The organism is Reella acinonychis, assembly GCF_052384575.1.
GTDB lineage: Bacteria > Pseudomonadota > Gammaproteobacteria > Enterobacterales > Pasteurellaceae > JBQSUQ01.
Window position 1 is genome coordinate 1 of sequence record NZ_JBQSUQ010000007.1, and the last position, 23,053, is coordinate 23,053.

A 23,053-nucleotide genomic window follows, 5' to 3' on the forward strand; every position below is an offset into this window, starting at 1 on the left:
AGGTCGTGATGAAAATGGTAACCCAGCGCCAGTTACAATTAACAACATTCAGTCTAATTTACCGGACACTTATAACAAAGATGCGGTAAATAAAAATGGTGAACCAGTGACGAAAGCACAGGATTTACCAGATGGTGTTGAAAACAAAGTAACTAACGCTGCAACTGTTGGTGATGTGTTGAATGCTGGTTTCAATGTGAAAGAAAACGGTGAAGATCGTGACTTTGTGAAACCTTACGACACAGTAAACTTTGTTGATGGAGCAAACACTAAACATGTTGTTGAAACAAATGAAAACGGCACGGTAACCAACGTTAGCGTAAATGTTGTTGGTATGCCAGTTCAGTTTACAGATTCTGAAGGCAATCCAGTTGCTAAAGTAGGCGATAAGTTCTACAAAGTGGGCATTGACGGTAAACCTGATTTGAACTCAACACCAATTGATTCAGCAGATTTAACGGTAAATGCGGTGAATCCAAATGCTGCACCAAATGATAAAGGTGCGCCGATCACAATTGGTAATGTGAACAGTGGGTTGAAACCATATACTCAAGCTGACGCTCCTGATACCAAGAAAGCGGCTGATGGTTTAGTCAACTTAGGTGGTGATAAAGACGCTCCTGATTATGTATCAGACAACAATGTTGCAACTGTTGGTGACTTACGTAATATGGGTTGGGTTGTTTCTGCGAAAAACAACGATTACAGTAATACTGTGAAAAATGCGAACGAAGTTCAATTTGTTGGTGAAGGTTCTGTACGCGTTGAAGGTAAAAACGAAGGTGATAACTTACGTAAAATTACCGTAAACGTAGATATGCCTGTGGTTTACACAAACAAAGCTGGTGACAAAGTTTATAAACAAGTAGCTGAAGATGGCACAGTAACCTTTAATACCAAACCAGATGGTTCAGGTACGCCAGTTGATAAAGGTGATGTCATCGCATCTATGAACAATGGAGACAATGACACCAAAACAAACCCAATGCAGTTATCAAATGTAGGTGGTAACTTACCGAACACTTACAATCAAGGTGATAAGAAAATTGTTAATGCAGACGGTTCTGACGCACCTACTGGTGGTAAACCATCAGAAAATGCAGAAGTTGCTGAAGGTGATGAAACTAAATCTCAATCTGCACCTGCTAATAAAGATGAAATCTTTAATAACGGTGCAACTGTTGGTGATGTGTTGAATGCAGGTTGGAACTTGAAAGAGAATACAACTGAGAAAGACTTTGTGAAACCTTATGATACAGTCGCATTTGTTGATGGTAAAAATACTAAAGCGAATGTAACAGTAACTGAAGGTGGTAAAGTCAGCAATGTTACCTTTAATGTTGACAAAGACTTGAAAGATATTGAAACCATTACGCTTAAACAGCCGAAAGATGGTAAAGATGGTCAGGATGGTCAAGACGGTCAACCAGGTAAAGACGGAGTTTCAGCTAAACTTCAAATCGGTGAAGGTCCTGCTGGCGTTGACGGTAAAGACGGCGTTGATGGCTTGAACGGTAAAGATGGTAAACCACAAAAACCACGTATCGAATACGTTTACCAAAACGGTGATAAAGAAGTGGTCGAGAAAGTGGCAACATTAAACGACGGCTTGAAGTTCGTTGGTAACGATGGCAAAGAAATCGTTAAGAAATTGAACGAAACCTTAGCAGTTAAAGGTGGTATTGATAGTAAAGTAGATCCAAATGATCCAAATGCTAAGATTCCATCTGTACCAGTTTCAGATAAGAATACTTATGTTGAAAACAAAGATGGTGAGTTAATTGTTAAGATTGCTGAAAACCCAGACTTCAATAGCTTGACGATTGGTACTTCAGATCCTAATGATAATACGAAGAAAGTGAACCCAATCACTATCGTAAGTCATCCAGGAGATGAAAATAAAAACACAGTAACCTTTGCAGGTCGTGATGAAAATGGTAACCCAGCGCCAGTTACGATTAACAACATTAAGTCTAATTTACCGGACACTTATAACAAAGATGCGGTAAATAAAAATGGTGAACCAGTGACGAAAGCACAGGATTTACCAAATGGTGTTGAAAACAAAGTAACTAATGTAGCAACCGTTGGCGACATCTTGAATGCAGGATGGAACTTACAAGGCAATGGCACTCCAGTTGACTTTGTGAAACCTTACGACACTGTAAACTTTGCTAATGGTACAGGTACCACAGTAGAAGTTAAAGCTGATGATGAAGGTAAAGTTAGTACTGTGAAAGTCAATGTTGACTTAGAGAAAATTGTTAAAGAAGTAACTGTTATCAACAATGGTGGTTGGAAAGCAACGACTGGTAAAGATAAAGAAGACTTTGAACAAACAGATAGTAACCCACCATCAGTTGTTGCACCTGGTGAAACTGTTCAATTCAATTCAGGTAAAAACTTGAAAGTGAAACAAGAACAAGATGGCTCAACAACTAAAGTGACTTATGCGTTAGAAGATAACGTAGTGCTTGGTAGCCCATCAGTACCAGGTAAAGACGGCAAACCGGGTAAAGACGGTGTTGACGGATATATCGGTGTAAACGGTAAAGATGGTAAATCTGGTGTCGCTATTAATGGTAAAGACGGCTCGATCGGTGCGAAAGGTGCTGATGGCGCAGCAGTTGCTATCAATGGTAAGGATGGTTCTATCGGTTTACAAGGTCCGAAAGGCAAAGACGGTAAAGATGGCGTTGGCGCAACCTTGAAGATCGGTGAAGGTCCTGCTGGTGTTGATGGTAAAGACGGTTTCCCAGGTATCCCTGGCAAAGACGGTGTTGATGGTAAACCACGTATCGTTTATACACCAGTTGATCCTGCAACAGGTAAACCTGCGGTAGATCCGAAAGGTAACCCAGTTGAAGAGAAAGTGGCAACCTTAAACGACGGCTTGAAGTTCAAAGGTAACGACGGTAAAGAAGTTGTTAAGAAACTGAACGAAACCTTAACTGTTCGTGGTGGTATTGAAAATAAAGGTGGTAAACCTGCTAAACCAGTTTCAGCGAAGAATACTCATGTGTCTAACAAAGACGGTGAGTTAGTAGTAGAAATTGCTGAAACTCCAGAGTTCAAAGGTGTTGAATTGAACAATGGTAAAGGTCCATCTGTGAATATCACTAACAATAAGAATGGTGATTTACAAGTTGGTGGTAAAGGCGGTAAAGCAGTCAAGATCACTAACGTTGCACCAGGACGTATTGCGAAAGACAGTAAGGACGCTGTAAATGGTAGCCAGTTACATCAAGTGGCAGGTGATGTTGCAAATGTCAACAACAAAGTGAACAAACTTGATAAACGTGTTCGTGGCGTTGGTGCAAGTGCAGCAGCAGCAGCTTCTTTACCACAGGTTTACATTCCTGGTAAATCAATGGTAGCAGCAGCAGCTGGTACATACGGTGGCGCATCTGCGGTTGCAGTGGGTTACTCAAGAGCAAGTGACAATGGTAAACTTATCTTGAAGATCCAAGGTACTGCAAATAGCCAAGGCCATGTATCTGGTGGTGTTGGTATGGGTTACCAATGGTAATACCTCGCTAACTTCGTTAGCTAATTAACTAATTAAACTGCATTTGAAAGGGTTTTCCCGAGTAGAATGCAGTTTTTTTATGCCTGATTCTTTAGCATAAAAAGTTCAAAATTTGGGTTTTGTTGAGATAAATATTCTATTTTGTATTCTATATATAACAAAATTATAAAAAGTTTGGTGTATTTTCATTGAATTTGTAATTTATCATTGACTTTTGTCGTTCGTGGTGTAAGAATTTGCTCAGTTTAAAACATAAGAGGGCATTTAGATGAATTTTCAAACAATTAAAAATGAGTTTTTCGGTGGGTGGAAACCTTTTGAACTGATTTGGTTAGCGATTTTTATCGCTGCACAAATTTGGGCATTCACTCAAGCAGCACAACCAAGTTCCCTATTAGAAATTGTTTCAGGGATCGCTGGTATTCTTTGTGTGGTGTTTGTGAGTAAAGGGAAAGTGAGTAACTACTTTTTCGGTTTAATTTTCGCTTATACTTATTTTTACATTTCTTTGGGAAATAACTTTTTAGGGGAAATGAATACCACGTTGTATGTATATATTCCTGCGCAATTTATTGGTTACTTCCTGTGGAAAGAAAACTTACAAAAAGAGCAAAATTCAGAAGCGGTGATTGCCAAATCATTAACGCCGAAAGGTTGGATAATTTTACTTGCGACTATTGCTATTGGTACTTTCTTATTTGTGCAAGCGCTGATTGCAGCAGGTGGTAGCTCAACCAATATTGACGGATTAACGACGGTATTAGTGGTGGTTGCACAGTTGTTGATGATTTTGCGTTATCGTGAACAATGGATTTTATGGATTGCAGTGAATGTGCTTTCCATTGTGTTGTGGCAAAATACGCCAGCGATGTACTTGATGTATGGTGCTTACTTGCTAAATTCCTTATATGGCTATTGGAACTGGACGAAGTTGGTCAGAGCGGAAAATTAAAATAAATTAAGAGGGCGTTTTCTACGCCCTTTTACATTTTTAAGTAGAAATCTTTGGTTAGCGCAACAAAATCTTGGCTGTACTGGTTTTGTTCGTTATAAATGGTGAGCGATTTTGTGATTGTGGGTTTGGGTTGAGATTGAAAAGAAACGATCATCCGTTGTGGCGCTTTGCCTGATTTAGTCATAATTTCTAAACGTTCCACACAATAAAGTGCGGTCTGTTTTATCAAAGTTTCTGCACAATCAAAAGGTAAGATAAATTGGATTTTTCCATTAGGTGCAAGACATTGTGCTGCACTTTCTAACCAAGCTAAATGGGATTGTTGCATATAACGCGCTTGATTTCTTGCCTCTGTTTTGCAATCAATGCCCGGTGCGAAATAAGGGGGATTTGCTACAATAAGATCAAATTTTTCACCGCACTTTTGACAAAATTCCAACGCATCTTGTTGAATAAGTTGAATTTGTTGCTGCCAAGGGGAATGTTGAATATTCTCTTGTGCTTGTAAATAAGCCGCATTATCTAATTCAATGGCATAAATTGTTGCATTGCTACGTTGTGCCAGCATTAACGCAACTAAACCTGTGCCTGTGCCGAGATCTAAAATACGCTGTGCTTGGCAAATATCCGCATAAGCACCCAATAAAATGCCATCCGTTCCCACTTTCATTGCGCAGCGATCATGCTGAATATGAAATTGTTTAAAGCGAAAGCCTGACATAAATCCCCCTAAGCCCATAAAGTGCGGTATAATCTAGCACAATTTTGACAACGATAAGTAGAGAAAATAATGTCAGCACAGACTTTTGATGATTTTGATCTTTCGCCAGAACTATTAAAAGCATTAGTTAAAAAAGGTTATAACCGCCCAACTGCTATTCAATCGGAAGCCATTCCTGCGGCGATGGATGAACAAGATGTGTTAGGTTCTGCACCAACAGGTACAGGCAAAACCGTTGCTTTTTTATTACCAGCAATCCAACATTTACTAGATTATCCACGAAGAAAACCGGGTCCACCAAGAGTATTGGTACTTACTCCAACGCGTGAATTAGCCATGCAAGTAGCGGAGCAAGCGGAAGAATTAGCTCAGTTTACTCATTTAAGCATTGCGACTATTACAGGCGGTGTGGCGTATCAAAACCATGGTGAAGTGTTTAATAAAAACCAAGATATTGTAGTTGCTACGCCAGGTCGTTTGCTGCAATACATTAAAGAAGAAAATTTTGATTGCCGTTCTGTTGAGATTTTGATCTTTGACGAAGCGGATCGCATGTTGCAAATGGGATTTGGGCAAGATGCAGAAAAAATTGCGGCAGAAACCCGTTGGCGTAAGCAAACCCTATTATTTTCTGCAACCTTGGAAGGCGAGTTATTAACGGACTTTGCAGGGCGCTTATTGCAAGATCCGGTGCAAATTGATGCTGAACCAAGCCGTCGTGAGCGTAAGAAAATCAATCAATGGTATTATCATGCAGACAGTAAAGAGCATAAAACCAAATTATTGGCACGCTTTATTGCTGATGAAGAAGTAAGCCGAGGTATTATTTTTGTTCGTCGTCGTGAAGAAACAAGAACACTGTCTGAAACCTTACGTAAACGGGGGATTCGTAGCACTTATTTAGAGGGTGAAATGGCGCAAACGCAACGTAATAATGCCATTGATAAACTGAAAAATAACGTAGTAACTGTTCTTGTCGCCACTGATGTGGCAGCGCGTGGTTTAGATGTGGAAGATGTCAGCCATGTGATGAACTTTGATTTGCCTTATAGTGCGGATACTTATTTGCACCGTATTGGTCGTACTGCTCGTGCAGGTAAAAAAGGGACAGCGGTGTCTTTTGTTGAAGCGCATGATTATTACTTATTGGGTAAAATTAAACGCTATACGGGCGAATTATTGAAACCTCGCATTATTGAAGGACTTGAGCCTCGAACTAAAGCACCGAAAGAGGGTGAAGAAAAGAAAAGTAGTAAGAAGTCGAAGTCCAAAGGAAAAGCGACGCACACCAAGAAACCGGCGACTAAAACCGCGAAACAAAAAGTACGTCATAAAGACAGTAAAAATATTGGTAAGCGACGTAAACCAACAGAAAAAGCAGAATAGCTTTACGCTACCACTCTTAATAAAATCGGCTGAAATGCCGATTTTTTTTGTACTTTTTTTGCGTAAATACGAATAGCAAAAAAGGAAAGTGCGGTGCAAAAAAGGATAAAAATAGCGCTGATCAATTCATTGTCAAACAGATGAGCGCTAATTAGAGTGGTACATAAAAGCGTAATCAATGGAATAACATAGAGTAATAATGCGGAAAAAAGCACCGCACTTTCCGATAGTCCAATTTCCACAATTTGCCCTTTTTTTAATGGCGTAATGCAAGGCAAGGTAAAAATATGATGCGTATTTTCGCCATTGAGCTCAGAAAGGGCAGCTGCACCGCAAGCTTGTTTGGCTGAACAGCTACCACAAGCGGTTTTTGATTGACATTGCACTGTAGCAATGCCCGCTTGATAGTCGATCACAATGGCTTTTTCGGTAATCATATTTTGCCTATTTGAATTTGATATCTTGCACAATACGTTTGGCAGTAGCAGCAGGAATTTGTCCGATTAAGGTAATTTCCTTGTCGTTAATGGTTTCGCTATAAATAGTATTCGCCCCTTGCTGCCATAGACTTTCTTGTTGCTCATTAATGATTTTGTCTGCCACATAAATGGTAAATGAAAACAAACCGTCGCTATATAAACGACTTTCTATTATTTTCTCGTTTTCTTTATTTTCTACATCAATGCTTTCATGAATAATGTGGAAACCTTTTGGCAGCCAAGTGGTTGTCCAGTTGGTTATTTTTTGTTGAGCCTCATGCTGCTCTGTTAATAATGGAGGGTAAGTCAAACTATCCAGTTGTTCACTTAATTGTTTATCCGTATTTAATTCTAAGTTAACCACATGAAAACTTTCTAACACATTGCCAGCACGATCAATCATATCGCTATGTAAAACAAGTTGGGTTTCATCATCAATGAAGACGACATATTGATAACGAAAATTATCTTTTGGCATGATTTTAATGATTTTCACTAAGCGATCGGCAATACGATTGCGCCCCAAATCTGAGAAGTCATAATTTTCAGCTAACTTGTTGATATTGGAGGACATAATTTGTGGCAAATGATCCACAATATGTGCCGCTTTAATAGTAAATGGCGCAAAATTGGTGTGTAAGTAGCTGACTAAATTATCGCGGCGAATAATATCTTGCTTAGCGCCATCTAAGTTGGTTAATTGCGCGTAACTTTTATTGTCCGTATTGATATGTTTGTACTGGAAAGTTTGTAAACCCGCTACATTGTTTTGCACGAACAGCATTTGATAATTTCGCTGACTTTGTGCTTTGTGCATGGATTCTAATAATTGTTTTGGCGATGCTGTTTCCGCCCATACTGCAGAGGATAGTCCAAAGAATAATGAAAGTGCGGTGTAAATTTTGATTATTTTTGCCATATGCTGTCCTAAACAAAATCACCACCTCAAAGGGTGGTGATCATCTATTAAAGAGGGAATTACTTGTGATTTTGACCTAAGTTCATGCCATCTGCATGTAAGCGGCGTTGTAGTTCATAATGTTGTAACATCGCGCCCATACGTTTATTTTTTTGCTCAAGTTGTTCATTGCTAATGACATCTTTGCTTGGCGCATTATAGCTTACTTGTTGCACGCCATTGTTAAATGGTAAGGTTTGTAAAACCGGTGTATCTGCGCTTTTATCTGCTTGATTTGCATTAAAACTTTGCACGCCTAACACTGCAACTAAACAAACTGTTGCGGCCACTGCAACTTGGCTTAATGGCATTAACATAGCTTTGAGCTTTTGCATAAATGGTGATGTATTCACTTCTTCTGGCAACGGCTGTGATACTTGAATATTTTCTTCGGCTCCAATGAGACTCTCAAGTTTCGCTGTAAAGTCAGCACCAAGGAAAACTGGTGTTTCTTCACGCATTACTGAACGAATTGCGTGGAAACTTTGCCAGCTTTGTTGTAAGCCCTCGTCACGACATAATGTTGCAGTGAATTCGTTACTTACTTGTTCACCATCAATGTATGCGGAAAGTAACTCTTTTTGCATGTAAATACCCCAATATTAATTTTTTGTCATTGTTATAACGTTTGCATTATCGTTGTAACAACGGACCAATTTTATTTTCGATAATTTCTCTAGCGCGGAAAATGCGAGAACGTACGGTGCCAACTGGACAATCCATAATTTCGGCAATTTCCTCGTAACTTAAACCTTCAAGTTCACGTAATGTAATTGCTGTTTTTAATTCCTCTTGCATGGAATCAATGGTATCAAACACAATTTTCTTTAATTCTGCCGACAGAAGTTCATTTTCTGGCGTATCGACATCACGTAAATTGACACCTGAATCATAACTTTCAGCATCTTCTGCTAAAATATCTTCATTTGGTGGTCGGCGACCTTGCGCCGTTAAATAATTCTTTGCTGTATTGACAGCGATTCGGTAAAGCCATGTGTAGAAAGCACTTTCACCGCGAAAGGAATCCATTGAGCGATACGCTTTGATAAAGGATTCTTGCACAACGTCAGGAATATCATTTCGTGGCACATAACGTGTTAATAAACCTGCGACTTTATTTTGATAACGAGAAACCAACAAATTAAAGGCTTTTTTATCCCCTTGCTGCACTCTTTCTACTAAAGCCTGATCTGTAATTTGCTCAGCCATATTTTCTCTTGTTACTTGCTTAACTGAAAAGCCGCAAGTGTCTTGTATTGAATTAGAGCAAGCCTTTTGTAAAAAGTTCAATCTTTTTTCAAAATCTTGCAAAAAGTTATTTATTTAATTGAAGTGTTTGTTGGATATAGTCAACCATTGCCTGTAATTCTTCATCAGGCGCAGAAGTGCGGTTGAAAAACCAAGAAAATAATTGTAGGTCGGAACAAGCAAGCAAACGAATGAAGGTATTTTTTTGTGCTTCGGATAGTTCATCAAAATGTTGCTGATAAAATGGCATAATCACTTTATCAAGCTCTAACATACCGCGTCTGCAATCCCATTCAATTCGTAATTTATTATATTGCGTCATTGTTGAAGTCCCTCTACATTGAGCTTGGCATTATAGCGAAAATAAAAATGAAAGAAAATCCACCGCACTTTTTCAGTCGTCAGAAACGAAAAAGAGGCAATAAATTGCCTCTTTCTTTTTGGATAATGATTAGTCGATTGCAATCATTACAGAAGTTGCTTTAATTACAGCATAAGCTTCTTTGCCAACTTCAAGTTTTAATTCTTCAGCTGCTGCAACAGAAATAGTTGAAGTGATGACTTGTCCACCAATGTCAATTCCCACAATCGCATTTACCGCGCCACGCTCTAAAGATACTACTTTACCTTTTAATTGGTTACGAGCACTAATTTTCATATTGATTTTCCTTAATTATATTTAGTTATAAATTACCTCAATTGAGGCGCGCTAATTGTATTCAAAATTTTTCTTTTTGAAAAGAGGATTGTGTTTGGATTTTTCTTATTTTAGCGTAATATGAAAGCTGATTTATGAGGGGGATTCCATGAAACAGATAAAACGGGCGATGCCAATTGTGGTATTTTTACTGCCAACCATGGCACTAGCAAATGATACTGTCGTGGATCAACAGCATGCGAAAGTAAAAGAAACGCTTCATAGTTGGTCGAATACCATTGATGATTGGGTGGGAACACCAGATCCGAATAAACCCGCGAGCGCCAATTTACGTCTGATGCTAGATAGCGCTTGGAATCATTATGATGGTTATTCAATAAAGCCAAGAGTGCGCGCGAAAATTCGTTTACCTGCGTTGAAAAAACATATTAGCGTGGTGATGGGGGATGAAGATTTAGATAACCAATCTCGCGATGGTAACCAAACGGCACCTAATTATCGCACCCCATTGGAAAAGGATAAACACTACGATAAGAAACAAGCGCGTCATGACAATAATTCCTTTGCGATCCGCTGGTCTGATGGCATTAAACAATGGGGAATTGATACGGATGTCGATTTAGGTATTCGTTCAGGCGCTGATGTGTTTTTACGTTTCAAAGCAAGTAAAACATGGCAACATGATGACCAATTCTCAACCCGATTAGAGCAAATTTATCGTTATGGAATTAAGAGTAAGCATTATTTACGCACTAACCTAGAGAATAAATTTGAAGATTCTGATAGCACCTTTTTCAATAACCATACTTATCTGGAATATACACATGATGAGGATGAAAACACAACTTGGGGCAACAGTCTTTACCGCCAACATAATTTCGCTGGTTATAAACGTTTAAACTATGGTCTTTCTATTGGGGGCGATATTGGGCGTAAGAAATTTGATGTTAATCATTATGGACCTTTTGTGAACTGGCGACAACCAATCTTGCGCGAGTGGGTCTTTATTCAACCTGAACTGACTTTCTACAATGATAGAAAGCATGATCGTAAACATCATCTCGGTGCGTTTTTACGTTTAGAAGTGATTTTCTAACTTAATTTTAAGGTAATAAAAATGGCTTAAACTTTCTATCAGTTTAAGCCATTTTATTATTTCTCTAATATCTGTTTTAAGAATCGTGCAGTATGAGAATGTGGATGTTGAGCAACCTGTTCTGGTGTACCGGTGGCAATAATTTGTCCACCACCAGAGCCACCTTCTGGACCTAAATCCACGATCCAATCTGCCGTTTTAATTACATCTAAATTATGTTCAATCACCACAATGGTATTGCCTTGATCGCGTAGGCGATGTAATACCTCTAATAATTGCTTGATATCCGCAAAATGCAGACCTGTGGTTGGCTCATCTAAAATATAAAGGGTTTTCCCCGTATCACGTTTAGATAATTCTGTGGCTAATTTAACACGTTGTGCTTCACCGCCAGATAAAGTAGTAGAAGATTGCCCTAAACGAATATAGGATAATCCCACATCAATAAGGGTTTGTAATTTACGTGCAATTACAGGAATCGCATCAAAAAACTCACGCGCTTCTTCCACTGTCATATCAAGTACTTGATGAATGGTTTTGCCTTTATAGCGGATTTCTAAGGTTTCACGATTATAGCGTTTACCTTTACATTGATCACAAGGCACATATACATCAGGTAAGAAGTGCATTTCCACTTTGATCACGCCGTCACCTTGACAGGCTTCACAACGTCCACCGCGCACGTTAAAGCTAAAACGTCCTACGTTATATCCTCTTGCTCGTGCTTCAGGTACGCCTGCAAAGAGTTCTCTGATTGGGGTAAATAATCCCGTATAAGTGGCTGGGTTTGAACGTGGTGTTCGCCCAATAGGACTTTGATTGATATCAATCACCTTGTCGAAATGTTCTAAACCTTCAATGGATTTATAAGGCGCAAAATGAATATTATCTGCGCGGTTTAGCGCATTCTGAGCTAGAGGAAATAGCGTGTCGTTAATCAGCGTTGACTTGCCTGAGCCAGAAACACCAGTGATACAAGTAAATAGTCCAACAGGAATTTCTAAATCAACGGATTTAAGATTATTCCCGCTTGCACCATTGAGTTTGAGCAATTTTTCTTTATTAAGTGCGGTGCGTTTTTGGGGAATTTTTATTGCTTCCTCGCCCGACAAAAATTTACCCGTAATGGATTCTGGCGTTGTCATAATTTGTGCAGCGGTGCCTTGTGCGATCACCTGTCCGCCATGAACCCCTGCGCCTGGTCCAATATCAATAATATGATCTGCGGCACGAATGGCATCTTCATCATGCTCAACCACAATCACTGTATTGCCTAAATTACGTAAGTGTAACAAAGTATTAAGTAAACGTTCGTTATCTCGTTGGTGTAAGCCAATAGAAGGTTCGTCCAATACATACATGACACCGACTAATCCAGCACCAATTTGGCTAGCAAGACGGATACGTTGTGCTTCACCACCAGATAAGGTTTCCGCTGAACGTGAAAGAGATAAATAATTTAATCCAACATTGACTAAGAAAGAAAGTCGCTCTTTGATTTCTTTTAAGATCTTTTCTGCAATCTGCGCTTTTTGACCTGTTAAGGAAAGATTTTCAAAGAAAACCAATGCTTCACCAATGCTCATTTCGGACACATCTGGGAGTGTCGTGTTCGCTAAATAAACATGACGCGCTTCTGAACGTAATCGTGAGCCACCACATTCCACACAAGGTCGCGTGCTAATGTTTTTAGCTAATTCTTCGCGGACTGACATAGATTCCGTTTCTTTATAACGGCGAGCCATGTTATTTAAAATACCTTCAAAACTATGACGACGAATCACGCTATCACCACGATCATTTAAATAGGTAAATTCAATTTCTTCGTGCCCTGAGCCATGTAAAATAATTTGTTTGATATGCGAAGGTAAGTCCTCATAAGGTGTTTCAATATCAAATTGATAATGTTTCGCTAAGGATGTGAGCATTTGATAATAATAAAAATTGCGACGATCCCAGCCTTTAATTGCCCCATTTGCCAAAGAAATCGATGCATTTTGAATCACGCGACTTTCATCAAAATATTGCTGCACACCTAAGCCATCGCAGGTTGGACAAGCGCCTGCTGGATTATTAAATGAAAATAACCGTGGCTCTAATTCGGGTACGGAATAACCACAATGGCTACAAGCAAAATTAGCGGAGAAGATAAGCTCTTCTGCATTTGGATTATCCATATCAGCAACAACCGCTGTACCACCCGAGAGTTCCAATGCGGTTTCAAAAGATTCCGCTAATCTTGTGGCTAAATCAGACCGCACTTTGAATCGATCAACCACCACTTCAATGGTATGTTTCTTGTGTAATTCTAATTTTGGAGGATCGGAAAGATCACAGATTTCGCCATCAATTCGCGCTCGAATATAACCTTGCGCTGCAATTTGCTCTAGCGCTTTGACATGCTCGCCTTTACGCGCTTTCACTACGGGAGCAAGTAACATCATTTTGCTATTTTCAGGTAAACTTAATACTTTATCCACCATTTGCGAAATAGTTTGCGCTTCTAATGGCACATCATGTTTAGGGCAGCGTGGCTCCCCCACTCGAGCGAATAAAAGACGAAGATAGTCGTGAATTTCGGTAACCGTACCCACTGTAGAACGAGGATTGTGCGACGTTGATTTTTGTTCGATCGAAATGGCGGGAGATAGACCTTCAATGCTATCCACATCTGGTTTTTCCATTAGGGAAAGAAATTGACGTGCATAAGCAGATAAACTTTCCACATAACGACGCTGCCCTTCAGCATAAAGCGTATCGAAGGCTAAAGAGGATTTTCCAGAACCCGATAAACCAGTGATGACAATCAATTTATCACGTGGAATAGTGAGGTTTATATTTTTTAAATTATGGGTTCTGGCCCCTCGAATATCAATTTGATCCATTTCGCTTTCCAATATCACAACATTATTTTTTAAAACTGGAACTATTATCACACATTTTTATATCTGTTAAAATAACCAGTGAAAATTTATAGATTTTCCAGTTGTTTTCAGGCACAATAAACAACAAATTTTGAGTCAAAAGAGGAAATTATGGCGGGTATCAATAAAGTAATTATCGTAGGACGTTTAGGTAATGATCCTGAAATTCGCACTATGCCAAATGGCGAAGCAGTCGCAAATATTAGTGTGGCAACCAGTGAAAGTTGGACAGATAAAAATACAGGCGAACGCCGCGAAGTGACTGAATGGCATCGTATTGTGTTCTATCGTCGTCAAGCGGAAGTTGCAGGGGAATATTTACGTAAAGGTTCACAAGTTTATGTAGAAGGTCGCTTACGTACACGCAAATGGCAAGATCAATCTGGTCAGGAGCGTTACACCACCGAAATTCAAGGCGATGTAATGCAAATGTTAGATAGCCGCAATGCAAACCAAGGTGGATTTGCACCACAAGATAATGGTTTTGGTAGCAATACAGGTTATAGCAAACCAGCTGCTAAGTCAGCGCCTATGCAACAAACTCAACCTACTCAAGCGCCAGTAGATGATTTCGGGGATGATAATATTCCGTTCTGAGTTACATATAATTTAAAACTGTAAAATAAAATCCATATAAATATAGAGAACCCTTTATTTTAAAAGGGTTCTCTTTTTTTACATTAATTTTGACACAATATCTTTAATTTGATAGTATTTATATATGATATTTTTGTAAATTAAATGGATATGCATAGATTAGAAACAGTCCTTTTTTCAAATGGAGAACGTTTTCCTATATTGGTTAATGTTAAAACTGGTATTCCTGATTTTTATTCAACCTTATGGGTAACTGTAGAACTACGTAATCAATCCGCAGTAAACACAATTAGAAATAAGCTGGGAACTATACAGTGGATAATGAATTGGGAAAAACAGAATAATCTTGTTATTAGTGATCTAATTCATAACAAAGTACTCTTAACAGAAAACCAATTAGAATCTCTTATCCAACATATGAGAATAAATGTAAAAAAGCGAAAGAATGTAATCAATACAAAAAAAAGTGTGTTAATGAAAGGTAGGACTCAATTTATTGATATTTATTCTGCCGTATCTCTTAGTCATCAATATAATAGACTAACAACGCTTTCAGAATACATATTATTTCTATCTAAAGTAATTAATGTATCTAATGAATATATTGAAAAATTGACGAAACTAATTACGTTAATTAAAGAGTCAAGACCTAAAAATCATAAAACATTATCTATCAAACCAGAAAGTGAGCTACCTGATGGATTGTTAGATGAGTTTATGTCTATTGCTAGCTTTTCTAATCCTAATAATCCATTTCAAGATATTGGAATTAGAAAAAGAAACCATTTAATGTTTATCTTATTAAAGGAATTAGGGATTAGAAGAGGAGAGCTATTATCAATTCAAATCCCATTTATTGATATAGGAACAGCTAAATCCTCAATTACAATTAGACGCACGCATGATGATAAATTTGACACAAGGAAGAAGCAAGCTGTAAGTAAAACGAAAGAAAGGCGACTTCCTATTTCACAAAATATAGCTCAACTTATCAATGACTATATTATGAACTATCGCTCTAAGATTCCTAACGCTAATAAACATCCATATTTATTTGTAACCCATCGAAAAGGAAAAACACAAGGAAACCCAATTAGTACCAGTTCTTTTGATAATGTTATTGTACCAACGATGAAAAAGATAGATTCTAAATTTTCGATTATTCATCCACATATGTTTCGTCATGAATGGAACTTAGATTTTTCACGAAAGGTGGATAAAAATAATCAAAATGTAAATCATGATTCTTCTCATAAAGATTTTATTTCTCCCGAAAAAGAAGCAAAGATGAGACAACATCTTATGGGACATACATCCGAGAAATCAGGAAATATTTATAATCAACGTTATATAAGAGAAAAAGCTAACAAAATATTATTAGATCTTCAGATTGACTTTCAAAAAAAGGTTGATAATTATGAATCAGAATAAACGTTTTAGACAGTCAAGAGATGGGTATGTATTTGATGAAAATGAAAACTCTTGGCATATAAGTAAAGATATTACAATTAATTTCTCTCAATCTGTATTAGATATAGATCATAAAACACTAGAAGGATTTAAAAAAACACTTGCTATTTATGCTGAAAAATATTCTAGCTACCATACTTTTAATATGCATCGTCGATTCCAAGAATTTGTAATGACTACTAACTCAAATATTATTGATACATCTGTGATAATAAATTGGAAAGCTACTTTAGGTAAAGAACGTGAGTGGCATTTAGGAGCATTAAAGGGTTTTTTACTGTCATGGCATGAGTATGGCTATTATGGAGTTGACAAATCTGTTGTGTCGTTGCTAGAAAGTTTTACTTTGAGTGGAAATGATAAAGGTAAATCGGTATTAATGAGATGCCCTTATACAGGAGCATTTACCGAAAATGAAATTTTAGCTTTAATGGCTGAACTAGCTAGACTTTGGAGAGAAGATCTTATTTCATTTGAAACATATGCATATATTCACTTACTTCAATCTACAGCTAGAAGACCCATTCAAATACGCCATTTAAAATTTGAAGACCTAAGAAAGGAAATCTCTCAAGGAACATGGAATTATTTTCTAAATATCCCTAGTGCAAAAAAAAGAGGAGGGCTATTTAGAGAAACGTTTAAAAAGCTTGCTATCACAGAGGACTTATATTTAATTCTCCTAAACTTTATGGAACATCAATATAAGAAATTGCTTAGTCTGGTTGATGAAACCTTTATTTCTAGTTATAAAATGAAATTACCAATGTTTATTGATTGGAATTGTTTAAAGAAGAATATCAAAAATAGGAATTTTGATCTTTCATTATTAAACAAAGATATTTTTCATTATTCTGCTTCTTCGTTGGAGCTATACGCATTACGAAAATTCTGTATTCACCAAAAAGCAATTTCAGAACGAACAGGTGAAATTATTCATGTAACAGCAAGACGTTTTCGCCATACTAGAGGAACAAATCTAGGAAGAAAAGGGGGTGGGGCAACGATTATAGCAGAGCTCCTAGATCATACAGATACACAAAACGTTAAAGTTTATACTGAAAATACAGCTGATACAGTGCAATACATTGATCGTGTTATGGGTGCTGAAATGGGAAAACTAGCTCAAGCATTTACAGGTAGAATTATTTCTAACTTAAATGAAAGCGAGAGGGGGCACGATCCAACATCTTTAATAACCAATAACGGAATAGATACAATAGGTGCTTGTGGTACAAATGATTTTTGTATAACTGGCTATGAAACTTGTTATTTATGTCCTAAGTTTAGACCGCTCGTTGATGGTCCTCATCAACAAATCTTAAATAAGTTGTATGAGGAAAAGGAAGAACGTTTAAAACAAACCAAAAGCATAGATTATGCATCATCCAAAGATCGTATTATTTTAGCTGTTGAGTATGTTGTTCAAGCTTGCAATGATATGAAAAGAACTATTGGGAGCCACTAATTATGAATAATCTAATTTTTACTCCACAAGATAATAATCCTAAATCTAATTTAGAGCAATTTATTAATTTCAGTAAAAATCAGCTTACTACCTTTGGAAATGATTGCTGGGAAAACAACCAATGGAAAACAACATTCAGCATTTATCCAGTTCAGGTTCGTTTTTCCACAGAAAGAATTAAATCTACAGCTTATAAATATGAGCCATTAGCTGCACCATTCATTGAATTTGCCAAAGCCTATATTCGTTATACTTATTCTCTAAATCCTATTCGGAATTTAGCCCGACATACTGAATCTTTACGTATAGTTGAAATGGCTCTCTACAATATTAAAGGAAAAGCTGACATACTTCAGCTTGATTATTTAGTTATTCATGAAGTAGAAAATATCGTATCAAAAAAATATAAAAAAGGTACGGAATCAGTCAATAAATTAGGTTATCAAATTCAAAAATTATTTGATTTTTGTAGAGAAAATCAAATTACACCTCAACTACCTTTATGGAAAAGTCCTTACAAACGCCCTAGAGATTTGACTATATTACTGGATGAAAAAGGAAAAGAATACCGCTCCAGTAAAATGCCAACTGATGAAGAAATGATGTTGGTAGCTAAACTCTTTCATGATGCCCCCAATTTAGACAAAGAAACTGAATATTACACAGCTGTTATGGCTCTACTTATGGTTGCTCCATCTCGTTGTTCTGAGTTAATGTCGTTATCTGTTAATTGCTTAGAATGGGAGAATGATAGCTTAGGAAATAAGCAATTAGGTATTCGATGGATACCCGCAAAAAATGGTAAAGTGGGATTAAAATGGGTTCCTAGCTGTATGCAAGATATTGTTGTTGAAGCCGTTAAACGCTTAACAAATATAGGCACCCTAGCAAGAGGAGTTGCTAAATTTGCAGAAGAAAATCCTAATATATTGATGTTATCCAATAAAGAGGCTGCGCCATCCCGTTCTTTATACCAAAAGCCTTTAACTAAAAGTGAAATTTTTGAAGTACTAGATATTGACAAAAATAGCACTAATACTAAATGGTTTAAAAATTTAATAAGTGAAAATGATGGAATTATAACTTATGAGGTGTTAGGAAAATTTTTATATATAAATTGCTCTAATATTTCAGAGTATACCACAAAATAGCAAAATACCTTAATTATCAATAGGTTTACATATTTTGAATAACTCATTATAATTCATAATATCGCATCAAAATCCAGCTTTTTAGTAACCATATTGGTATCCAATCATTGAGGTGGTTATTTTTATGGTTACTATTATAGCTATAAACGATGATTTTATGTTCATGTTTTGAACTTATACGAGGTGAACAATGGCGAAAAAGGTACATCAACTGGTTGATACTGAAATCAAAAAAGCAAAAGCAGCTGATAAACCCTATACATTGACTGACGGTGGCGGACTATTTCTGTTGATTTCGACAACGGGGTCAAAATCGTGGCGATTCAACTATTATCAGCCGATTACGAAAAAACGAACCAAAATGTCATTGGGTCAATATCCTGCAATCAGTCTATCAAAAGCACGTGCATTGCGTGATGAATATCGACAACTTGTTGCTAACGGCATTGACCCACAACAACATATCAAAGCTGAAAAGTACGAAAAATTGCAAGCAACACAAAATACGTTTTTTGCGATTGCTGAACAATGGAAGTCAAAAAAATCAGCTGAAATCAAAACCGCAACATTAAAAAATCATTGGCGTCGTCTTGAACTCTATGCTTTTCCGACATTAGGCAATATTCCCATTGCTCAAATTAAACCCATTGAAGTTACTCAAATGGTAACCCCTTTGTTCCAACGTGGTGTTAATGCAACAGGCATATCGTTATTGCAAACAATCAACGAAATAATGCGATTTGCGGTGAATCGTGGCATTATCGAATACAATAAATGTACTGATATTGCTGAAACCTTTGTTAAAGCCAAATCCACTCATCACCCAACCATTCGTCCTGAACATTTGCCTGAATTTTTCGTTGCACTAAATGATTCACACGCTGATTTCATCATTAAATCATTGATTAAATTTTTGCTTTTAACGATTGCTCGTCCTAAAGAAGCTGCTAATGCCAAATGGGCTGAAATTGATTTTGAACAATCACTTTGGCACATTCCTGCTGAACGAATGAAAATGAAGCAGCCCTTTACAATCCCACTTTCAAAACAAGCGGTTAAAATTTTACAAAAATTGCAACCCATAACAGGTCGTAGTGCTTACATTTTCCAAAGCATCAAAAAACCTTCGCAACCCATTGGTGCGCAAATTGCCAATAACAATATCAAACAAATGGGTTACAAGGGTATATTGACATCACACGGTTTGCGCTCTATTGCAAACACTTATCTAAGTGAAAAATTTATTGATTTGAATGTTGAAATTATTGAGGCTTGCCTTTCGCATAAAAGCCAAAATAAAGTACGAAATGCTTACAATCGTTCTACCTATCTCGAACAACGTAAACCATTAATGGACGATTGGGGGAATTTTGTTGAACAATGTATGAATCAAAGTGTTGAATTGTAATGTAAAAAAGCTGTTGTCTCTCAACAACAGCTTTCACTTATTTTTGTTCTAATAATTGTATAATACGATCTAATCTATTAATTTCTAATTGCTTTTGTTCAAGTAATTCATCTTTATGTTTAACTTCAAGTTTTAATTTCTCAATCTCAATAATTAATGATTGATCGTTATTTCCTTGATATACAGGACTTAAATGTATATGCTCACTAATTTGAACACAAACATTTTTGTCATCAGGTGAAATTAAACTAACAATATCAATATCCAAAATTTGTGCGATCTGTTCTAGCTTATCCAAATACAACTTTGTTTCGCCTCGCTCAATCTTGGCATAACCATTCAATGACATACTCATTTTTTCTGCCATTTGCTCTTGCGACCACTCTTTTGCTTCTCTGATCTTGCGAATTTTCTCGTTTACGTTCATTTCATACCTACAAATTCGTTAGTGTTTACAACAACTTGTGTGTTTACTATACATTAATTGTTGGTGGAACTCAAAATTTTTCTGACTACAATCTACTCCAAATTAGTTGAAATGAGGATCTGACATTGCGTATTCTTTGGAAATTGATTAGGTGTATCGCTGGAACAATATCATTTTTGATAGTTTTAATATATTTGGCTGAATTTTTTCAGGGCGGTGGCAATTTTTTTCAAGGAAAAGGTACAACCGTATTTTTCGTAGCCTTAGCTATTTTAATTTTTTTACTTTTTACAAGTAATACTTCTTTAATTCAATGCCCTAATTGTGATTCTGGAGATGTTGAATTAGAGAGCACAAAAGAAATAGATCGCTGGATAGGAAAAACAAAAGTCCGTGAAAAAATGGCATCGGGAAAAATTCGTGAGCGATATATGCAAACAACAATGGTAAAAAAACGTTATTACTACTGTTGTAGTAAATGCAACCATAAATTCACTTTAGTTCGAGAGCAAGAATTGTAATTGGTTAATTAATATGTTTTCAATCTCAATCACAGAAAAAATCAATTATTACATTTACTGTTTAGTTGATCCTCGTGACCAAAATATTTTTTATGTTGGAAAAGGCAAAGGAAACCGCGTATTTCAACACGCGAAAGGAGTTTTGACAGGAAAAGCGAAAGAAAGTGAAAAAATTGAATTAATTAAAGACATTTATCAAATAGGACTTGAACCTTTATATTACATTCTTCGTCATAATATCCAAACCGAGAGCCAAGCATTAGAATACGAGGCTTTAGCGATTGATTTATTATCATTAGTCAAACCTAATCAGCAACCATTAACAAATATTCAAGGTGGAACGCATTCATCTGAAAAAGGCTTGATGTCATTATCTGAATTGAAAAATCTTTATGATCCACAAGAATTAAAAACGGATTTGCCTATTGTTTTAATCACAATTAATAGAAATTATAATGATTTAAAACGTAAACTTAAATCAGGTGAAATTAAACAAGCTGATATTGAACAAGAAATTTATAATCGAACTCGTGGTTATTGGAAAATGAGCCAACGCCGCGAAAAAGTGAAATATGCCGTTGCTGTTTATCGAGGTTGGACATTGGCTGTCTATGAAATTTCTCATTGGGTTGAAGCACCTATTGAACGGCAAGGACGATGGGGATTTGAAGGAAAAATTTTACCTAAAGATTCACCGATCTACCAAGAACTGGTTGATAAATTAACCTATTCCTCCAATGAAGATTATAAAGCACCACAAAATCCAATTACTTATCGTAATTGCTAAAAAATCACCAGAATAATGTTCTGGTGATTTTTTCATCTACTAAATCGGATAATTAATTTTCACTCAAATTGTGTCTCTGTGCTTCATTTAGGATCATTCTCGTGCAGAATAAATAACTACATATTATTTTGTGTACACGAGAATAAAAAATGATAACAAAACTGCGTAAATTTCCACCGCACTATGATGTAGATACTGATGTCTTACTTGAATGTTTGCTGAACAAACTTGAACCCGAAGACCTTATTTTCCTGTTGCGCTTGTTTCAACGTACCCCTCAAGCAAAATATCTACTTGCTCGAAAAATTAAAAAAATTGTCAATAAAAAGTTATCTTGAAAAATTTTTATGCTAACCTCCTGACAAATACTAATGAAAAAAGGAGATTATTATGCTTATTCAAGACAATGTCGGCTACTATTTGACAATTCAAGACCTACAAAATCGTTTACGACTCAGCCGTTCAACGATTTTACGTTTAATCGAAGCGAAAAAACTCACCGCAATTAAACTCGGACGACAAGTTCGCATTCCCGAATCTTAGGTCTTAGACTACATTAACAGTTGCCAATTATAAAAAAAGCCGCCAAAATTACTTTGGCGGCTTTTGTTTTATGATATTTGGTGATTGCGTTTAAAACACATTTTTGCACAACCGACTGAAACAGATAATTGTTGTGCAATGTCTTGCCATTTTAGCCCTTGATTTTTCAACACTAAAATGCGTTCGTACATTGATTGCGACTGATTTTTTGACTTAATAACCCTTACTTCTTTTAACCAACGATGTATTGTGCTAACGCTAACATTAAATTGTTCTGCAAGCTGTTTAGGCGACACACTCAGTTGATTATGATTAAATTGTGCAATGAATAATGCTTTATTTTGTTGTTGTATTTTCCAACGTTTTTTCGAACGATTTGATTGAATTTCACGAAACTGTGCTTCACTAAATCGTTCCCAAATCCAACGAGCCGCACTTTTTGCGATACCTTTTAATTCACGATAGGCTAATGGTGGCTGCTGATGTTGATTAAGTTGTTCTAATAACGACAACAAATATTCATTAAACTGCGATAAATTTTTGTTTGCTTTTTTAAATTGTAATACTTCACGATAACCAATGCGTTTAATTTGATTAAACAAATCACAATTTCGACCTTCAGCAACTTCATCAATATGTTGATAAAACACAGGTTTATTCGACAAATCAACAAAATCAGCTAAATAGTCTAAACTGTATGCAGGCACATTAAACACAAATGTCCGCC

Annotated in this window: 22 protein-coding genes; 12 read left to right on the forward strand and 10 right to left on the reverse strand. The window is 36.7% G+C overall.

Features of this window, described 5'->3' with window-relative positions:
• Together ACT2CV_RS03740 and pnuC are read left to right on the forward strand one after the other, a co-directional pair.
• The coding region (locus tag ACT2CV_RS03740; protein ID WP_464974044.1) for a YadA-like family protein at positions 1-3,529 on the forward strand (3,529 nt) is incomplete at its 5' end.
• A gap of 268 nt (positions 3,530-3,797) precedes the next feature.
• Positions 3,798-4,481 (forward strand): nicotinamide riboside transporter PnuC, encoded by a 684-nt coding sequence (pnuC, locus tag ACT2CV_RS03745; protein ID WP_464973467.1) that lies wholly within the window; start codon positions 3,798-3,800, stop codon positions 4,479-4,481.
• Between the two features lie 31 nt (positions 4,482-4,512).
• Here pnuC and ACT2CV_RS03750 read toward each other — a convergent pair whose 3' ends face one another.
• Positions 4,513-5,205, reverse strand: coding sequence for a tRNA1(Val) (adenine(37)-N6)-methyltransferase (locus tag ACT2CV_RS03750; RefSeq protein ID WP_464973468.1), 693 nt, complete (start codon positions 5,203-5,205; stop codon positions 4,513-4,515).
• Between the two features lie 69 nt (positions 5,206-5,274).
• Between ACT2CV_RS03750 and srmB the strand changes: the two genes are divergently transcribed.
• On the forward strand, positions 5,275-6,591 hold the full coding sequence (gene srmB, locus ACT2CV_RS03755; protein ID WP_464973469.1) for an ATP-dependent RNA helicase SrmB: 1,317 nt from the start codon (positions 5,275-5,277) through the stop codon (positions 6,589-6,591).
• A gap of 2 nt (positions 6,592-6,593) precedes the next feature.
• Here the strand turns inward: srmB and ACT2CV_RS03760 are convergent, their stop codons facing one another.
• From ACT2CV_RS03760 to ACT2CV_RS03785, 6 genes are all read right to left on the reverse strand, one after another.
• Positions 6,594-7,028: a SoxR reducing system RseC family protein gene (locus ACT2CV_RS03760; RefSeq protein WP_464973470.1), complete on the reverse strand. Its 435-nt coding sequence runs from the start codon at positions 7,026-7,028 to the stop codon at positions 6,594-6,596.
• Between the two features lie 7 nt (positions 7,029-7,035).
• Positions 7,036-7,989: a sigma-E factor regulatory protein RseB gene (rseB, locus tag ACT2CV_RS03765; protein ID WP_464973471.1), complete on the reverse strand. Its 954-nt coding sequence runs from the start codon at positions 7,987-7,989 to the stop codon at positions 7,036-7,038.
• 59 nt (positions 7,990-8,048) lie between these two features.
• The gene (locus ACT2CV_RS03770; RefSeq protein WP_464973472.1) at positions 8,049-8,615 is read right to left on the reverse strand and encodes an RseA family anti-sigma factor; all 567 of its coding nucleotides are present in this window, start codon (positions 8,613-8,615) and stop codon (positions 8,049-8,051) included.
• Between the two features lie 46 nt (positions 8,616-8,661).
• Positions 8,662-9,237 carry an RNA polymerase sigma factor RpoE gene (gene rpoE / locus ACT2CV_RS03775; protein WP_464973473.1) on the reverse strand — a complete coding sequence of 192 codons (576 nt, stop codon included), beginning with the start codon at positions 9,235-9,237 and terminating at the stop codon, positions 8,662-8,664.
• A gap of 106 nt (positions 9,238-9,343) precedes the next feature.
• Complete coding sequence (locus ACT2CV_RS03780; RefSeq protein ID WP_464973474.1) at positions 9,344-9,598, reverse strand: FAD assembly factor SdhE; 255 nt, start codon at positions 9,596-9,598, stop codon at positions 9,344-9,346.
• A 129-nt stretch (positions 9,599-9,727) separates the two neighbouring features.
• Entirely contained in the window at positions 9,728-9,934 is a 207-nt protein-coding gene (locus ACT2CV_RS03785; protein WP_464973475.1) for a TOBE domain-containing protein, read from the reverse strand.
• Positions 9,935-10,082: 148 nt separating this feature from the next.
• Here ACT2CV_RS03785 and ACT2CV_RS03790 point away from each other — a divergent pair, with 148 nt between their 5' ends.
• On the forward strand, positions 10,083-11,030 hold the full coding sequence (locus ACT2CV_RS03790; protein WP_464973476.1) for a hypothetical protein: 948 nt from the start codon (positions 10,083-10,085) through the stop codon (positions 11,028-11,030).
• 56 nt (positions 11,031-11,086) lie between these two features.
• On the opposite strand, the gene uvrA is transcribed toward ACT2CV_RS03790, so the two are convergent.
• Entirely contained in the window at positions 11,087-13,915 is a 2,829-nt protein-coding gene (gene uvrA / locus ACT2CV_RS03795) for an excinuclease ABC subunit UvrA (protein ID WP_464973477.1), read from the reverse strand.
• Between the two features lie 150 nt (positions 13,916-14,065).
• Between uvrA and ACT2CV_RS03800 the strand changes: the two genes are divergently transcribed.
• From ACT2CV_RS03800 to ACT2CV_RS03820, 5 genes are all read left to right on the forward strand, one after another.
• The gene (locus tag ACT2CV_RS03800) at positions 14,066-14,551 is read left to right on the forward strand and encodes a single-stranded DNA-binding protein (protein ID WP_464973478.1); all 486 of its coding nucleotides are present in this window, start codon (positions 14,066-14,068) and stop codon (positions 14,549-14,551) included.
• A 150-nt stretch (positions 14,552-14,701) separates the two neighbouring features.
• A complete protein-coding gene (locus ACT2CV_RS03805) occupies positions 14,702-15,982 on the forward strand; it encodes a site-specific integrase (protein WP_464973479.1) in 1,281 nt (426 codons plus the stop codon).
• Complete coding sequence (locus tag ACT2CV_RS03810; protein ID WP_464973480.1) at positions 15,969-17,489, forward strand: site-specific integrase; 1,521 nt, start codon at positions 15,969-15,971, stop codon at positions 17,487-17,489. The genes ACT2CV_RS03805 and ACT2CV_RS03810 overlap by 14 nt, the downstream gene beginning before the upstream one ends.
• Before the next feature lie 2 nt (positions 17,490-17,491).
• A complete protein-coding gene (locus ACT2CV_RS03815) occupies positions 17,492-18,640 on the forward strand; it encodes a hypothetical protein (RefSeq protein WP_464973481.1) in 1,149 nt (382 codons plus the stop codon).
• A 190-nt stretch (positions 18,641-18,830) separates the two neighbouring features.
• Positions 18,831-20,048, forward strand: coding sequence for a tyrosine-type recombinase/integrase (locus ACT2CV_RS03820; RefSeq protein ID WP_464973482.1), 1,218 nt, complete (start codon positions 18,831-18,833; stop codon positions 20,046-20,048).
• Positions 20,049-20,085: 37 nt separating this feature from the next.
• On the opposite strand, the gene ACT2CV_RS03825 is transcribed toward ACT2CV_RS03820, so the two are convergent.
• On the reverse strand, positions 20,086-20,475 hold the full coding sequence (locus ACT2CV_RS03825; protein WP_464973483.1) for a helix-turn-helix domain-containing protein: 390 nt from the start codon (positions 20,473-20,475) through the stop codon (positions 20,086-20,088).
• 125 nt (positions 20,476-20,600) lie between these two features.
• Here ACT2CV_RS03825 and ACT2CV_RS03830 point away from each other — a divergent pair, with 125 nt between their 5' ends.
• The 3 genes from ACT2CV_RS03830 to ACT2CV_RS03840 all read left to right on the forward strand — a co-directional run bounded on the left by ACT2CV_RS03830 (position 20,601) and on the right by ACT2CV_RS03840 (position 22,326).
• Positions 20,601-20,996, forward strand: coding sequence for a hypothetical protein (locus ACT2CV_RS03830; protein WP_464973484.1), 396 nt, complete (start codon positions 20,601-20,603; stop codon positions 20,994-20,996).
• A 13-nt stretch (positions 20,997-21,009) separates the two neighbouring features.
• Positions 21,010-21,783, forward strand: a complete 774-nt coding sequence (locus tag ACT2CV_RS03835) for an LEM-3-like GIY-YIG domain-containing protein (RefSeq protein WP_464973485.1) — start codon at positions 21,010-21,012, stop codon at positions 21,781-21,783.
• A 390-nt stretch (positions 21,784-22,173) separates the two neighbouring features.
• Positions 22,174-22,326, forward strand: a complete 153-nt coding sequence (locus ACT2CV_RS03840) for an excisionase family DNA-binding protein (RefSeq protein WP_464973486.1) — start codon at positions 22,174-22,176, stop codon at positions 22,324-22,326.
• 68 nt (positions 22,327-22,394) lie between these two features.
• On the opposite strand, the gene ACT2CV_RS03845 is transcribed toward ACT2CV_RS03840, so the two are convergent.
• A complete protein-coding gene (locus ACT2CV_RS03845) occupies positions 22,395-23,042 on the reverse strand; it encodes a primase alpha helix C-terminal domain-containing protein (protein ID WP_464973487.1) in 648 nt (215 codons plus the stop codon).
• Between the last annotated feature and the right edge of the window lie 11 nt (positions 23,043-23,053).